Annotated in this window: 16 protein-coding genes; 11 read left to right on the forward strand and 5 right to left on the reverse strand. The window is 66.2% G+C overall.

The genetic code is table 11. The features are described from left to right. Nucleotides 1-144: 144 nt before the first annotated feature. Nucleotides 145-1,218, reverse strand: coding sequence for a S8 family serine peptidase (locus ACSSV4_RS18920; protein WP_454276660.1), 1,074 nt, complete (start codon nucleotides 1,216-1,218; stop codon nucleotides 145-147). Between ACSSV4_RS18920 and ACSSV4_RS18925 the strand changes: the two genes are divergently transcribed. From ACSSV4_RS18925 to ACSSV4_RS18960, 8 genes are all read left to right on the forward strand, one after another. Continuing rightward, the gene (locus ACSSV4_RS18925) at nucleotides 1,210-1,536 is read left to right on the forward strand and encodes a hypothetical protein (RefSeq protein WP_454276661.1); all 327 of its coding nucleotides are present in this window, start codon (nucleotides 1,210-1,212) and stop codon (nucleotides 1,534-1,536) included. The two genes, ACSSV4_RS18920 and ACSSV4_RS18925, sit on opposite strands and share 9 nt — an antisense overlap. 212 nt (nucleotides 1,537-1,748) lie before the next feature. Continuing rightward, nucleotides 1,749-2,219 carry an RNA polymerase sigma factor gene (locus tag ACSSV4_RS18930; RefSeq protein ID WP_454276714.1) on the forward strand — a complete coding sequence of 157 codons (471 nt, stop codon included), beginning with the start codon at nucleotides 1,749-1,751 and terminating at the stop codon, nucleotides 2,217-2,219. A 27-nt stretch (nucleotides 2,220-2,246) separates the two neighbouring features. Next, complete coding sequence (locus ACSSV4_RS18935) at nucleotides 2,247-2,954, forward strand: hypothetical protein (protein WP_454276662.1); 708 nt, start codon at nucleotides 2,247-2,249, stop codon at nucleotides 2,952-2,954. Between the two features lie 335 nt (nucleotides 2,955-3,289). After that, a complete protein-coding gene (locus ACSSV4_RS18940) occupies nucleotides 3,290-3,745 on the forward strand; it encodes a hypothetical protein (protein ID WP_454276663.1) in 456 nt (151 codons plus the stop codon). Then, nucleotides 3,742-4,419, forward strand: coding sequence for a MotA/TolQ/ExbB proton channel family protein (locus tag ACSSV4_RS18945; RefSeq protein WP_454276664.1), 678 nt, complete (start codon nucleotides 3,742-3,744; stop codon nucleotides 4,417-4,419). The genes ACSSV4_RS18940 and ACSSV4_RS18945 overlap by 4 nt, the downstream gene beginning before the upstream one ends. After that, nucleotides 4,412-4,792 (forward strand): biopolymer transporter ExbD, encoded by a 381-nt coding sequence (locus ACSSV4_RS18950; protein WP_454276665.1) that lies wholly within the window; start codon nucleotides 4,412-4,414, stop codon nucleotides 4,790-4,792. The genes ACSSV4_RS18945 and ACSSV4_RS18950 overlap by 8 nt, the downstream gene beginning before the upstream one ends. Then, nucleotides 4,789-5,175: an ExbD/TolR family protein gene (locus ACSSV4_RS18955; protein WP_454276666.1), complete on the forward strand. Its 387-nt coding sequence runs from the start codon at nucleotides 4,789-4,791 to the stop codon at nucleotides 5,173-5,175. Before ACSSV4_RS18950 ends, ACSSV4_RS18955 begins: the two co-directional genes overlap by 4 nt. After that, nucleotides 5,172-6,206 (forward strand): TonB family protein, encoded by a 1,035-nt coding sequence (locus ACSSV4_RS18960; protein WP_454276667.1) that lies wholly within the window; start codon nucleotides 5,172-5,174, stop codon nucleotides 6,204-6,206. Before ACSSV4_RS18955 ends, ACSSV4_RS18960 begins: the two co-directional genes overlap by 4 nt. Nucleotides 6,207-6,219: 13 nt before the next feature. Here ACSSV4_RS18960 and phnE (ACSSV4_RS18965) read toward each other — a convergent pair whose 3' ends face one another. From phnE (ACSSV4_RS18965) to phnD, 4 genes are all read right to left on the reverse strand, one after another. After that, nucleotides 6,220-7,032: a phosphonate ABC transporter, permease protein PhnE gene (gene phnE, locus ACSSV4_RS18965; RefSeq protein WP_454276668.1), complete on the reverse strand. Its 813-nt coding sequence runs from the start codon at nucleotides 7,030-7,032 to the stop codon at nucleotides 6,220-6,222. Next, nucleotides 7,029-7,832 carry a phosphonate ABC transporter, permease protein PhnE gene (gene phnE / locus ACSSV4_RS18970; RefSeq protein WP_454276669.1) on the reverse strand — a complete coding sequence of 268 codons (804 nt, stop codon included), beginning with the start codon at nucleotides 7,830-7,832 and terminating at the stop codon, nucleotides 7,029-7,031. The genes phnE (ACSSV4_RS18965) and phnE (ACSSV4_RS18970) overlap by 4 nt, the downstream gene beginning before the upstream one ends. Further along, nucleotides 7,832-8,650 carry a phosphonate ABC transporter ATP-binding protein gene (gene phnC / locus ACSSV4_RS18975; RefSeq protein WP_454276670.1) on the reverse strand — a complete coding sequence of 273 codons (819 nt, stop codon included), beginning with the start codon at nucleotides 8,648-8,650 and terminating at the stop codon, nucleotides 7,832-7,834. Before phnC ends, phnE (ACSSV4_RS18970) begins: the two co-directional genes overlap by 1 nt. A gap of 71 nt (nucleotides 8,651-8,721) precedes the next feature. After that, on the reverse strand, nucleotides 8,722-9,672 hold the full coding sequence (gene phnD / locus ACSSV4_RS18980) for a phosphate/phosphite/phosphonate ABC transporter substrate-binding protein (protein ID WP_454276671.1): 951 nt from the start codon (nucleotides 9,670-9,672) through the stop codon (nucleotides 8,722-8,724). A 266-nt stretch (nucleotides 9,673-9,938) separates the two neighbouring features. Here phnD and gpmI point away from each other — a divergent pair, with 266 nt between their 5' ends. The 3 genes from gpmI to ACSSV4_RS18995 are packed head-to-tail and all read left to right on the forward strand — an operon-like array spanning nucleotide 9,939 to nucleotide 13,927. Then, nucleotides 9,939-11,453: a 2,3-bisphosphoglycerate-independent phosphoglycerate mutase gene (gene gpmI, locus ACSSV4_RS18985; RefSeq protein WP_454276672.1), complete on the forward strand. Its 1,515-nt coding sequence runs from the start codon at nucleotides 9,939-9,941 to the stop codon at nucleotides 11,451-11,453. Nucleotides 11,454-11,455: 2 nt separating this feature from the next. After that, the gene (locus tag ACSSV4_RS18990; RefSeq protein ID WP_454276715.1) at nucleotides 11,456-12,583 is read left to right on the forward strand and encodes a murein hydrolase activator EnvC family protein; all 1,128 of its coding nucleotides are present in this window, start codon (nucleotides 11,456-11,458) and stop codon (nucleotides 12,581-12,583) included. Nucleotides 12,584-12,586: 3 nt separating this feature from the next. After that, entirely contained in the window at nucleotides 12,587-13,927 is a 1,341-nt protein-coding gene (locus ACSSV4_RS18995) for a S41 family peptidase (protein WP_454276673.1), read from the forward strand. Nucleotide 13,928: the final 1 nt, after the last annotated feature.

Here is a 13,928-nt window from a genome sequence, read left to right on the forward strand (position 1 = left end):
GTGACAGGCGGCGCGTGGAGCACGTAGATTGGACCATGGCGGGGGTCGTCCTCTCAAAAGCTGCATGTTTGGCGGTAGCACCCAAAACATACAGCGTTTCAGATGGTTACGCTACCTCCGCCGCCTTCTCGTGAATTATTTGGGTTAGTTCGCAGAGGCTGGCAGGAAAACCGCCTGCCCAGGGCAGGTGCCACCGAGGTTGAGGACGCCATGCCCGTATGTCTCATCGAGACCGTCAGGGCCAAGATCACCCGCCGAGGCGATCAGCCGTGCGCGGATCTCCTCGGGCGTCAGCATCGGGTCGTGTTGCAGCCAGAGCGCCACCGCCGCCGTGACATAGGGCGCGGCAAAGGACGTGCCGGTCTTCCAGCGCGCGCCCTTGACCGAGGCCGCAGTCCAGATCTCCACGCCCGGGGCGGCGAGGTCGACATGTGTGCCGCGAATGGCGCGGCGATAGACGGTGCCGTTGCGATCCACCGCCGTCACGGCGATCACCGTGTCATAGGCTGCGGGATAGGCCGGTTCGGCGCGGGGGCCGTCATTGCCAGCCGCTGCGATCACCGCGATCCTGCGTTGCCCGGTCAGTTGCAAGAGCGTGTCTTCGAGCACCGTGTTGGGTGGCCCGGCGAGGCTGAGATTGATCACCTGCACGCCGCGTTCGGACAGGTGATCGAGCGCACGCACCAGCGTGAAGGCATCGGTGCGCTCGTCGCCTGCGGTCCGGTGAAACGCATCCACCGCCACCAGCGGCAGGCCGGGCAGGAGGCCGGGCACGCGGGTCTGTGAATCACCGACAAGGATCGCTGCCACCGCCGTGCCGTGAATGGCGGCGGAAGCAGTGTAATCCTCTGGAGCGATGCGGGTGAGGTCGATATCGGCCCCGGCCAACACCTCGTGATCGGTGTTCAGCCCGGTATCGACCATGCCGATCGTCACAGGCGCACCGCATCCCTCGGGGCCAAGCGCCTGCGGCCAGTCGATCAGGGTAAGGGCCGGGCAGTGTAGCCCGTTGCACGCGGGGGCGTCGTCGGTCACCGCCGCGCTGTCCTGTCCGGCGCGGTAATAGTGATTGAAATCCGCCGCTTCGGCACCCGGCAGGGCGCGAATGGTGTCGCGCGCCGCGTCGATCGTCGTGCCCTCTGGCACCCGGAAGCGGCGCATGGTCGTGGCGAGGCTGACAAGATCGGCGCGTTCGAGAACGACGTAGCCTTGTGTCACGAGGGCGTCTGTCTGCGCGTCGGTCAGGCCGCGGGCGACAATCTCTGCGGGGGCGCGTTCGGGCCGGGACGCCGGTTGCGGAGCGGGCTGTCGGCGGGCGCGTTGCGGCTCAACCGGCTGTCGACGCAAAAGACGGCGCAATCCGCGAACGACGTCACGCGGGCCGACACCTTCCCCGGAATTGACACCCCCGCGCGACGCGCCGCCACCTGCGCCGGAGGAGCTGCTACTGCTGCTCCCTCCACCATCGTCGCCGTCGCCGTCGCCACCATCGCCATCGTCGGCCCAAGCGGGCGCGGCGATCATGCTGGTGGATAGAACCGAGACCGAGCCGGTCGCGCATAGCCATAAAGTCACGACCAACACAGTCTCTACGAACACGCGCATCCCGGTAATCTCCTTTTGCTTCCTGGGAAAATGATGCCATCTATAAACGAACGTTATAAGCCGGGATTTATTCCCGGACAGATTGGTGCAGCCGATAAGCGTGGGTCATTCAGGATTCTTTTGTCGAGGACATCGTAGCGCTCCTGCCGAACCTCAAGCGTTTCGCGCTGGCGCTGTGCCGCAGGCCGGATGTGGCCGACGATCTTGTGCAGATCACCGCCGAGCGCGCCTTTCGTGCGCGTCATCAGTTCGACCCTGCGACGCGGCTCGAGGCATGGCTGTTTCGCATCCTGCGCAATGCCTGGATCGACATGCTCCGGCGCGACAGGACGCGGGGCGAGACGGTGGACATTCACGACACCCCGCAGGCCGATCCGGTGGACAGTGCCGCGCAGACCGACGACCGGCTGATGCTGCAATCGGTGCAGGCGGCAATGGCAACCCTGCCCGAGGATCAGCGCGCGGTGCTGCATCTGGTCTGCGTCGAGGGGCTGAGCTATGCCGAGACGGCGCAGACCCTGGGCATCCCGCACGGAACGGTGATGAGTCGGCTGAGCCGGGCGCGGCGTGCCCTTGCGGAAAAAGTGGGAATAAAGGGCGGTGTGGGCCGTTGACGCCGTGCAACGCAAAGGATCGCGACGATGGATATCGACGATGACACATTGATGGCGCTCGCCGATGGTGAGATCGACGGCGACGAGGCCGCGCGCCTGCACGCCGAGATCAAGACCGATCCGGATCTCGCAGCGCGCTATGCGCTTTTCACCCTGACCTCGGATTTTGCGAAGGAGGCGGTGCTGGCCGATCCTGAGACAGCGATTTCGCCCGATCTGGAGGCGCGCATTCGAGAGATGGCCGCGACCACCCCGACTGAGGCGGAAAACGTGGTGCCGCTGCGCCGTCGCGCGTCCGGATGGCAGCCGATGGTGTTGGCCGCCTCGCTTGCGCTGGCGGTCGGTCTCTCGGCGGGGCTGCTCCTTGCGCCCGGCGCGCCGGAGACGGGTGCGACCATCCTGAGTGCGGATGTTCAGGAACAACTCGGCACGTTACCCTCGGGCGCGGAAGCCGGGTTGCCGGATGGACGGCGCGTCAGCGTCATTGCGTCCTTCACCGATGGCGCGGGCACGTTCTGCCGTGAATTCGAGACCTTGGCAGAGGGTGGACCCGGCTATATCGGCGTTGCTTGTCAGGACAGCGCGGACTGGTCACTGCGCTTTGCGGTGGCGACGGCTTCTGAGGCGACGGGCTATACCCCCGCGGCGTCGCTCGAAGCGCTAGACGCGTTCTACGCGGCAACCGGCGCATCGGAGCCACTCTCGGCAGAGGCGGAGCGCGCGTTTCTGAAATAGACCGAGATTGCGGCGCGAAAGCCAACCGCTGCTGTCCAAGAGGCATCTGCGGCGAGGCAAAAGCCAAGATATGTCGACTCAGTTGCCGCAAACCACGCAACTGGGTTTGGTGGAGCGGCGACGGCATCAAGTTGCAGGGCGCCCGTCTCAAGCCGTCATACAGCCGCGCCGTCCGGCTAAAAGACGCGCCTTCGGGATACTTGACTCTTTTGCTCGAAAACTCGTAAGGAAATGCAAATGCGGCCCCGACCGCGCAAATCCCACCGACCGTGCCAGCCATGCGCCAGCCATGCGGTTCCCGTTCACCCCGCTCAGGGGCAGGAAAGGAACATGCCATGACAGCGCAGCGCCGCGTCGTTTCTCGCCTTGCGGCAGCCTTGGGAGGGGCCGCGTTCGGCCTTGCAACACCGGTCTCGGCGCAAGAGTCCGATGATGCCACAGCCACCCTTGCGCTCAGCCTCAACACCGTGTCCGCGACCGAGGCAGGCGGCTGTCGGCTGAGCTTTGTCATTCGCAACGATCTGGGGGCGGATATCGAGGCGCTGGTCGCCGAGGCGGTGCTGTTCGATGGCGAGGGCCAGGTGGCCACCTTGACGCTCTTCGATTTCGGCACCTTGCCTGCGGGACGGCCCCGGATGCGGCAGTTCGATCTGGCCGGGAGGAACTGCGCGGCAATTGGCGGGGTGCTGGTCAACGGGATAGGCACTTGCGACGGACACGGCCTGACGCCTGATGCCTGTCTTGAGGGGCTGCGCCTGTCGTCCGAAACCGAGATCGAGGTGACGGGATGACCGGGATGGATGCAATGATCGACGGGCTTGCCGGACTCATCGAGATGGGCGGACCGGTGATCGCGCTCATCGCCGCCGTGTCGGTGGCGACGCTGGCGGTCATTCTCTACAAGCTGTGGCAGTTCCGCGCCTCGGGTGTTGGGCGGCACCATGCGCTGCGTGCTGCCGTGGCGGAATGGGACCGGGGCGAGGCCCGCGCCGCGCAGCGCACGCTGGAGGGCTCGCGCAGCTATCTCGCCCCGGTGATCGCCCGCGCCTTCGCTGCGGACCCGAGTGATGCCAAGGCCACGCGCCGAATCGAGGCCGAGGCCGAGGCGCGCTTCTCGCGGCTCGAACGCGGCTTCCGCTTTCTCGATACGGTGGCGCAGGTTGCGCCATTGCTGGGCCTCTTCGGCACTGTTCTGGGGATGATCGAGGCGTTCCAGGCGCTGCAATCGGCGGGCAGCCAGGTCGACCCGTCGCTGTTGGCGGGGGGCATCTGGGTGGCGTTGCTGACCACCGCCGCGGGGCTCGCGGTGGCGATGCCTGCCTCGGTGGTGCTGTCGTGGTTCGAATCGCGCATGGCCGAGGAACGCGCGCTCGCCGATCACACGCTGAGCGTCGTTCTTGGCCCCGATGGGCAGGCGGCGGCGCAGTCCGTGCCGCAGGGCCGGGCGGTATCCCAAGGTGCCTAAAACCCCGTTCCGGCGGCGCAAGCTGTCGCTCACCTCGCTCATTGACGTGATCTTCCTGCTGCTTTTGTTCTTCATGCTGTCCTCGACCTTCTCGCAATTCTCAGAAGTTGAGCTCGCCACGTCGGGGCAGGGGCAGACGGCGGCCTCGGAGACCCGCCCGATCTTCGTACAGCTGCGCGCGGAGGGCCTGCGCGTGAACGCCCGCGAGGTGCCGCTCGAGGGTCTCGCCCAAGCGTTCGAGCCGCTCACCGAGGGCGAGACCCGCGCACTTGTCAGCACCGGGGCGGATGTCACGGCGCAGCGGCTGACCGATCTGCTGCTGGCGCTGCGCGGCATTCCGGGCCTCGCGGTGCAGGTGCTGGTGCCGTCATGAAAACGCCCGCGCCCTGCCGCCGCCGCGAGCCCACGATCGCGCTCATCAACATCGTGTTCCTGATGCTGATCTTCTTCATGGCCGCCGCCACGCTCGCGCCTCCGCTCGATGGCGCGCTGAAGCTGGTGCGCACCGCCGATCTGGAAGGGCGCGCGCCGCCCGATGCGCTGGTGGTGCATGCCGACGGGCGGCTGGCCTATCGCGGAGACACCCTGCCTGACGTGGCGGCCTACATGGACGCGCTGCCCGAGGACGCGCGCGCGAGCGTGCGCATCGTGCCCGATGCCGCGCTGCCCGCGCCCGACCTCATTCGGCTGGGCGCGGGGTTGCGGCGCGCGGGGGCAGGGCGCGTGGTGATGGTCACCGAACGGGGGCTGCAATGATCCGCCGATCGCGCCTGATGCTGACGGCATGCGCCGGGGCGGCGCTGGCGTTGCACGGCGCGGGGCTGTGGGTGTCGGGTACGCCGGATCGCATCGAGATCATGGGCGGGGCCGGGGCGGTCGAGGCCGCGCTCGGCAGCAGCTTTGCCGACATGGCGGCGGGCGTAGCGCAGCCCGTGTCGGAGACCGATGTGACGCCCAACCGGCAGGCCGAGGAGGTGGTGAATCCGGCCGAACCGGGGGAGGCGCTGCGCCCCGAGAGGCAGCAGACCGCTACCCCCGCCCCGGCGGAGCGTGCCGAGGTGCCACCCCCCGACGCCGCCGAGACACCGGCCCAGCAGGAAACGGCCAAGGCCGCACGGACGGAGACAGCCACGCCGCAGGCCGCCCCGGCGGCGCGGGTCACGCCCTCGGCATCCCCGCCCGCTGCCGCCGCGCCGGTTCGCCCCTCTGCCGCCCAAACCCCCGCGACACCGCCGCGCGAGACGGCCGAGGCCACCGATGCCCCCCCGCAGGAGGTGATTGCTGCGCAGCCCGAGGCGGAAGAAGGCATGCAGGTCTCGCGCCGCCCGCCCGCCCGCCCGCGTGCCGTCGAAGAGGCCGCTGCCCGCCAATCGCCCGCGCCCGACCGGCGCGAGACAGGAACGCGCAGCCAGCAAGGCAACAACGCCACCCGCGACGCCACGGCGGGCAGCGCTGCCGGGCACGAGAGGGCCACCTCCGCGCAGCAGGGGCGCGACACCTCGCGCGAGAGCGCCGCGCAGGGCAATGCCGCGGCCACCAACTATCCCGGCGAGGTCATGCGCCACCTCGCCCGCGTGCCGCGCCCGCGCGCCGTCAGCCGCGGCGCGGCGCTGGTGCGCTTCTCCATCGGCGCGGGCGGCAGGCTTGCCTCGGTGGGGCTCGCGCGCTCCTCGGGCTCTGCGCGGCTCGACCGCGCGGCGCTCACCGTGGTGCAGCGCGCCGCCCCTTTCCCGGCGCCGCCCACCGGCGCGCAGCGCAGCTTTTCAGTCAGGATCGAGGGGCGGTGAGCGTGCTTGGCGGTCAGATGATCGCGTGGCGGACCCGCGCCGAGACCCATTCGCTCAGTACCACGGTAGCGAGGATTAGCAGCAGGATCACCGTCACCTGCGGCCAGGCCAGCACGTTGAGCGACGCCTGAAGCTTGAGCCCGATTCCGCCCGCGCCCACGAGCCCCAGGATGGTGCTCTCGCGGATATTGATGTCCCATCGAAACACCGAAATCCCCCAGAAGGCGGGCATGATCTGCGGCACGATGCCGTAGCTGACCACCTGTGCGGGGCTGGCGCCGGTGGCCTGCACCGCCTCGATCTGGCGCGCGTCGGTCTCCTCGATCGCCTCATAGAGCAGTTTGCCGACAAAGCCGATGGAGCGCAGCGCGATGGCGACAATCCCCGCGAGGATGCCCGGTCCTATGATCGCCACCAAGAGCAGCGCCCATATGAGCGAGTTGATCGAGCGTGAGGCGACGATGATGAATAATGCAATGGGCCGCAGGATGTGTTCCGAGGGCGTGGTGTTTCGCGCGGCCAGGAACGCCACCGGAACCGCCATGATGACGCCGCCCAATGTGCCCAAGGTGGCGATGTTGATCGTGTCCCAGAGCGGCACCATCAGTTCGGGCAGATAGCTCAGCCGCGGCGGCATCATCCGGCTGCCGATATCGGCAGCCTGCCGGGGTGCGTCCGAGACGAAGGCCCAGATGGTGTTCTCGGTCATCACCTGCCAGCACCACACGAACAGCGCCACCAGCGCCAGCCAGCCCAGCCACATCAGCAGCCGCTTGCGCGGAGTGCGGTGACGCCAGATTTCCGAGTGATGGCTGATCTCGCTCATTGCAGGAACTTTCGCAGGTAGCTGGAGCCGTATTCGGCGACCATCACGATGCCGATGATGATCAGCAGGATCGCCCCCGCGCTGTCATATTCATAGCGGTCGATGGCGGTATTGAGCGTGGCTCCGATGCCGCCTGCACCGACGATGCCGATGACCGCGCTTTCGCGGAAATTGATGTCAAGCCGGTAGAGCGACAACCCGATCAGGCGGGGCATCACCTGCGGCTGGATCGCGTAATTCACCAGTTGCCACCACGAGGCCCCGGTGGCGCGGATCGCTTCGGCCTGCGCCTCGTCGATCTCCTCGATATCGTCGGCGAGCAGCTTGGCGATAAAGCCGATTGTGGCGAAGCTGAGGGTGAGAAATCCCGCGAAGGGACCAAAGCCGAACATCGCCACGAGAAAGATCGCGATGATGATCTCCTGAAGCGCGCGGCTGACGGCGATGATGCTGCGGCAGACGTAGTAGATCGCGCGCGGGGCGAGATTGCGCGCCGCACCGATGCCGATGGGCGCCGAGATGATCACTCCCACAACCGTGGAGGTCAGAGTCATCGTCAGGCTCTCGATCAGCCCCTGTCGGATATCGGTCCAGCGGCTGGTGAAATCGGGTTGCAGGAATCCCATGACAAAGCGCTGTCCGCGTTCCAGCCCTGCGGCGACGCGCGCCCAGTCCACTTCGAGCGAGCCGATCGCCAGAACGAGGTAGATCACGATCCCCGCCTGCAACGCGATGCGCAAACGCCGGTCGGTCACGATCTGGGGCGGACGTTTCCAGGTGGTGGGGTAGGGCGCGGCCATCAGGCGAGCGCCTCCATCCGGGCGCGCGCCTCGGCCTCGGCCTCGGCCTGTTCGGCATCGCCCGCGCGCATCGCGTGCCAGTCTTCCGCCCCGTAGATTTCAGTGAGCGCGGCCTCGGTCAGGCCAGCGGGCGGACCGTCAAACACCACGCGGCCCGCGCGCAGGCCGACGATGCGCTGCATGAAATGCTGCGCCAGCGGCACGTCGTGGATGTTGACGATGGCGGGCAGATCACGTTCGGCGCAGATCTCGGTCAGCAGGCGCATGATCTGGCGGCTGGTCTTGGGATCGAGGCTGGCGGTGGGTTCGTCCACCAGCAGCAGTTCGGGTTCCTGGGCCAGCGCACGGGCGATGCCCACCCGCTGCCGCTGCCCTCCCGAGAGCGCGTCGGCGCGCTTGTCGGCATGCTCCATCAGGCCCACCCGGTCGAGCAGGCGGTAGGCGTTCTGGATGTCCCTGGGCGGATAACGGCGCAGGAAACTGCGCCAAAAGGGAACATAGCCCAGACGACCCGACAGCACGTTCTCCATCACCGTCAACCGCTCGACCAGCGCGTATTCCTGAAAGATCATGCCGATCCGCCGCCGCTGGCGGCGCAACTTGCGCTTGCCGAGTTTCGCGAGGTCCACATCGCCCAGCATCACCGCGCCCGCCGTGGGCTCGACCAGCCGGTTGATGCAGCGGATGAGGGTTGATTTGCCCGCCCCCGACGGACCGATCAGCCCCATGATCTGACCCTTTGGCACATTGAGCGTCACGTCGCTGAGTGCGGTGTCGCCGGTCTTGTAGGTCTTGCTGAGACCTTTCAGATACAGCATGTTGTGCCTTTCTCATGACGAACACGGGCCGCATCATGCCGCCCGTGTTCGTGAGTGCAAGGTTCAATGGGTCAGTTGCACTGATATTCGACGTTGTTGGCGTCGTCGATGGTGCGAATCACCGACCAGTGTTCCTTGAATGTGATCGGGATGAACTGCGCCTCCCCATTGCGGCTGAACTCCTCCTCCAGCGCGGATCCTTCCCATTCGAAGCTGAAGAACGCCTCCTTGATCTTCTCCTGCAGGTCGGGGTGCAGGTTGTAGACCACGCCGTAGCCCGTGGTCGGGAAGGTCTCCGACTTGTAAAGCACCTTGAGCTGATCCTCGGTGACCACCTCGCGTTCGATCATCCGCGCCTTGACCGAATTGGCGATCGAGGCGGCCGCGTAGTCCTTGTTGGCAACACCCAGGATCGAGTTGTCATGCTTGCCCGAGAAGGTGGCCTCGAAATCCTCGCCGGCCACCAGTCCGAATTCTGCCTTGAGGATTGCAGACGGTGCCTTGAAGCCTGAATTCGAGGTCTCGGAGGTGAAGGCCAGTTCCTTGCCCTTCAGATCCTCGACCTTTTCCAGACCCGAGTCAGGATGGGTGATGATCTCCATCTCGTAGCCGAAAGATCCGTCCTCGGCGGCCATGATGGTGAATGGGCGGAACCCGGCGCAGGCGACGGCCAGCGGGTTCGACCCGGTGTTGAAGCCCGCCACGTGCAGGCGTCCGGCGCGCATTGCCTCGATCTGCGCGGCGTTGGATTGCACCGGGAAGAACTGAACCTTCTTGCCGGTCAGTTCCGCCATGTGATCGAGAAAACCCTGCCAGACCTCGGCATAGACGGCCGGATCCTCGACCGGCGTATAGGCAAAGATAAGCGTGTCGGGATCAAGCCATTGCGCGCTGTCCTCGGGAATGTCGGCGATCAGGTCGCTATCGGCGTCCGTGTAACGCTCTCCGAGTTTGAATTCTGCCACGGCAGGCTGGGTAATCGCGAGCGCTGCGAGGGCGGTGACGACGGTGGTGAGTTTCATTTCGATCCCCTTTTTATGGTGTCGTGCATGTCCTATTGTTGGAATGTAACAGGGCTTTTGGCAATGGGTGATGTTTTTGCATACCCCGCCCGATCATTGAGGCTTATGAATGTGCGCCTCGTCGCACCGCATGCCGACCGGATCAAACGCCACATTCCGGACGACGAAACGGACGGGACATGCCGATTTCTCCGATGATGCGGCTATCTGCTTCACCCCGATGCCCCGACACGTTAGAAGACCGCCAAAGCAAGGCAGGAGAGAGCATGTCCAAACCCGTCGTCCTGTGCATCCTCGATGGCTGGGGGCTGAGCGAGCGCACCGAGGCCAATGCGCCGCATCTGGCGCGGACGCCGAATTTCGACCGGCTGATGGCAACCTGCCCAAATGCCACGCTGATCACCCATGGCCCTGATGTGGGCCTGCCGCGCGGGCAGATGGGCAATTCCGAGGTCGGCCATACCAATATCGGTGCGGGGCGCGTGGTGGCGATGGATCTGGGCCAGATCGACCTGGCGATCGAGGAGGGCAGTTTTGCCCGCAACGAGGCGTTGCAGCACTTCATCGCCGAATTGCAGCAGAGCGGCGGCGCGGCGCATCTGATCGGGCTGGTGTCGGATGGCGGGGTGCACGGGCATCTGCGCCATATCGTGGCCGCCGCCCGGGTGATCCGCGAGGCGGGCGTGCCGGTGATCCTGCATGCGATCACCGACGGGCGCGATGTCGCCCCGCGCTCGGCCCGCAGCCATCTGGCGCGGTTGATCGAGGATCTGCCCGAGGGCGTGCGTATCGCCACCTTGACCGGGCGCTATTTCGCGCTCGATCGCGACAATCGCTGGTCGCGGGTGCAGGAGGCCTATGAGGCGATGGTCTGCGCCAAGGGGTTACGCGCCGCCGATCCGAACCGGGCGGTCAGCAATGCCTATGCCCGCTCTGAGAGCGATGAGTTCATCGCCGCCACGGTGATCGGCTACTACCGGGGGGTGACACCCGGCGACGGGCTCTTTTGTCTCAACTTTCGCGCGGATCGGGCGCGCGAGATATTGCAGGCGATGGCCGATCCCGAATTTGATGCCTTCGCGCGGGGTGCGGTGCCTGAATGGGCCGCATGTCTCGGCATGGTGGAATATTCCGAGGCTCATAATGCCTGGCTCGACACGGTGTTTCCGTCGCGCGATATCGTCAACACGCTGGGGGCCTGGGTGGCCGATCACGGGTTGCGGCAGTTTCATCTGGCGGAGACCGAGAAATACCCGCATGTGACCTTTTTCCTCAATGGCGGCAAGGAAGAGCCGGAAGAGGGCGAGGCGCGCTACATGGCGGCGTCGCCCGATGTCGCGACCTACGATCTGCAGCCCGAGATGTCGGCGGCGGAGGTGACCGATCATCTGGTCGGGGCAATTCGCGACGGCTATGATCTGATCGTCGTCAACTATGCCAATCCGGACATGGTCGGCCATACCGGCGACCTCAAGGCCGCGATGGCCGCCTGCGAAGCGGTGGATGCGGGGCTTGGCCGTGTGCTCGACGCGCTGGAGGAGGCGGGCGGCGCGATGATCGTGACCGCCGATCACGGTAATTGCGAGGTGATGGTCGATCCCGAGACCGGCGGGCCGCATACCGCGCATACGCTCAACCCTGTGCCTGTCATCCTTGTGGGCGGGCCCGAGGGCGCGCAGTTGCGCGAGGGCGGGCGGCTGGCCGATCTCGCACCCACAGTGCTGGCGCTGATGGGATTGCCGCAGCCCGGTGAAATGACCGGCGAGAGTTTGCTGACATGAGTATGCTCCGGGCCTGCATCCTTGCGGCTGCGGTCGTCGCGCTTCCCGCCTCGGCGCAGGAGCCCTCTGAAGCCGCGCGCGCGGCGGCGGATCAGTTGAATAGCGCGGCCGAGCAACTGGCGCAGGCCGAAGGTGCGCAGAACCGCGTCAAGGCGCTGACGCAGGTGATCGGGGCCTATGAAGACGGGCTGGAGGCGATGCGCGAGGGTCTGCGCCGCGCCGCGCTGCGCGAGCAGGCGCTTGGCGCGGAATTGCAGGCGCGCAATGACGAGATTGCGCAGCTTCTGGGCGTGTTGCAGACCATGGGGGCGGCTCCGGTGCCGGTCTTGATGATGCATCCTTCGGGGCCGGTGGGCACCGCGCGGGCCGGCATGATCCTGTCCGAGGTGGCCCCCGCGCTCGACGCCCGCGCGATGGATTTGCGCGACAAGGTGCAGGAACTGAGCGTGCTGCGTGCCTTGCAGCAAAGTGCGGCGGACAAGTTGCAGGACGGGCTGGAGGGCGTGCAGGCGGCGCGCACGGCGCTGAGTGCCGCCATGGCCGAACGCACCGACCTGCCGCGCCGCTTTACCGAGGACCCGGTCAAGACCGCGCTGCTCATTGCCTCGACCGAGACGCTGGAAGGGTTTGCCAGCGGGCTGAGCGAGATCGCGGTGGATGAGGCCCCCGGCAGCCTGCCCGAGATCACCCCGCGCAAGGGCAATCTGGCGCTACCGGTCGAAGGGGTCGTCCTGCGCCGGGCGGGCGAGGCGGATGCCGCGGGCATCACCCGGCCCGGCATCGTAGTGGCGACGCGTCCGCGTGCTCTGGTCACGACGCCCGCGCCTGCGACGGTGCGCTATCGCGGCCCCTTGCTCGACTACGGAAATGTGATCATTCTGGAACCGCAGGCCGGGATTCTTCTGGTATTCGCCGGTCTCGATGTTGTTTATGGTCAGACCGGTCAGGTCCTGCCCGGGGGCAGTCCGGTGGGCCTCATGGGCGGGGCGGGTGCAGATGGCGATCTGCTTCTGGCCGCTGATCCGCCGCCGGCGGGTGCCCAAAGGAGCCAGACGCTCTATATCGAAGTGCGTCAAGACAATTCACCGGTGGACCCGCTCACGTGGTTCAGAACCGACAAGGAAGACTGAGACATGAAAAAATTCCTGATGGCCGCATCCGTCGGCATCCTGACAGGCGCGATTGCGACGACGCAGGTGGCGGCCCCCCTGCTGGCGCAAGAGAGCGAGAAATCGAGCAATGTCTATGAGCAACTCGATCTGTTCGGGGACATCTTCGAACGCATCCGTGCGCAATATGTCGAGGAGGTCGACACCAAGGACCTGATCGAGGCAGCGATCAACGGCATGCTGACTTCGCTCGATCCGCATTCCAGCTATCTGTCGCCCGATGATGCCGAGAACATGCAGGTGCAGACGCGCGGTGAGTTCGGTGGCCTAGGCATCGAGGTCACGCAGGAGGACGGCTTCGTTAAGGTGGTTTCGCCGATGGATGGCACCCCCGCCGATCAGGCCGGCATCGAGTCGGGCGATTTCATCACCCATGTCGATGGCGAGAGCCTGCTTGGCCTGACCCTCAACGATGCGGTCGAATTGATGCGCGGCCCGGTCGGCAGCGAGATCGTGATCACCGTGGTGCGCGAGGGAGAGGCGGAGCCGTTCGACGTGTCGATAATCCGCGACACGATCGAACTGACTGCGGTGCGCTCGCGTGTGGAGCGCGATGCGGTGGTGCTGCGGGTGACCACCTTCAACGACAACACCTATCCCAATCTCGAAAGCGGTCTGAAAGAGCAGATCGAGGCGCTTGGCGGGATGGAGAACGTGAGCGGCATCGTGCTCGATCTGCGCAACAATCCGGGCGGCCTGCTGACCCAGGCGATCAAGGTGTCGGATGCGTTTCTCGACAAGGGCGAGATCGTCTCGACGCGGGGCCGCGAGGCGCAGGACGGTGAGCGGTTCAACGCCACGCCGGGCGATCTGGCCGGGGGCAAGCCCATCGTGGTGCTGATCAACGGTGGTTCCGCCAGCGCATCCGAGATCGTCGCAGGGGCCTTGCAGGACCATCACCGCGCCATCGTGGTGGGCACCAAGAGCTTCGGCAAGGGCTCGGTCCAGACTGTGATGCCGCTGCGCGGCAATGGCGCGATGCGCCTGACCACCTCGCGCTATTACACGCCCTCCGGGCGGTCCATTCAGGCGCTCGGGGTCAGCCCCGATATCGTCGTGCAGCAGCCGCCGCGCAGCGAGCAGACGGAGGAAGAGGAAGAGACCCGTCCCGGCCGCTCCGAGGCCGATCTACGGGGTCGCCTCAACAATGACAGCCTGAGCGAGGATGAAATCAAGCAGATCGAAGAGGATCGCGCGCGCGCCGAAGAGGCTGCCAAGCTGCGCGAGGAGGATTACCAGCTGGCCTATGCTGTGGACATCCTGCGCGGCCTGTCGGTCATGAGGGGCAGCCAGCAGGCGGAGTGAC

The sequence above is a fragment of the Roseovarius sp. MBR-154 genome, assembly GCF_053628595.1.

What these genes read in the sequence shown, in the direction of transcription:
- ACSSV4_RS18935 (WP_454276662.1), top strand. Translation starts at nt 2,247, where the DNA reads ATGGATATCGACGATGACACATTGATGGCGCTCGCCGATGGTGAGATC.
- ACSSV4_RS18940 (WP_454276663.1), top strand. Translation starts at nt 3,290, where the DNA reads ATGACAGCGCAGCGCCGCGTCGTTTCTCGCCTTGCGGCAGCCTTGGGA.
- ACSSV4_RS18945 (WP_454276664.1), top strand. Translation starts at nt 3,742, where the DNA reads ATGACCGGGATGGATGCAATGATCGACGGGCTTGCCGGACTCATCGAG.
- ACSSV4_RS18955 (WP_454276666.1), top strand. Translation starts at nt 4,789, where the DNA reads ATGAAAACGCCCGCGCCCTGCCGCCGCCGCGAGCCCACGATCGCGCTC.
- ACSSV4_RS18960 (WP_454276667.1), top strand. Translation starts at nt 5,172, where the DNA reads ATGATCCGCCGATCGCGCCTGATGCTGACGGCATGCGCCGGGGCGGCG.
- phnE (WP_454276668.1), bottom strand. Translation starts at nt 7,032, where the DNA reads ATGAGCGAGATCAGCCATCACTCGGAAATCTGGCGTCACCGCACTCCG.
- phnE (WP_454276669.1), bottom strand. Translation starts at nt 7,832, where the DNA reads ATGGCCGCGCCCTACCCCACCACCTGGAAACGTCCGCCCCAGATCGTG.
- phnC (WP_454276670.1), bottom strand. Translation starts at nt 8,650, where the DNA reads ATGCTGTATCTGAAAGGTCTCAGCAAGACCTACAAGACCGGCGACACC.
- phnD (WP_454276671.1), bottom strand. Translation starts at nt 9,672, where the DNA reads ATGAAACTCACCACCGTCGTCACCGCCCTCGCAGCGCTCGCGATTACC.
- gpmI (WP_454276672.1), top strand. Translation starts at nt 9,939, where the DNA reads ATGTCCAAACCCGTCGTCCTGTGCATCCTCGATGGCTGGGGGCTGAGC.
- ACSSV4_RS18990 (WP_454276715.1), top strand. Translation starts at nt 11,456, where the DNA reads ATGCTCCGGGCCTGCATCCTTGCGGCTGCGGTCGTCGCGCTTCCCGCC.
- ACSSV4_RS18995 (WP_454276673.1), top strand. Translation starts at nt 12,587, where the DNA reads ATGAAAAAATTCCTGATGGCCGCATCCGTCGGCATCCTGACAGGCGCG.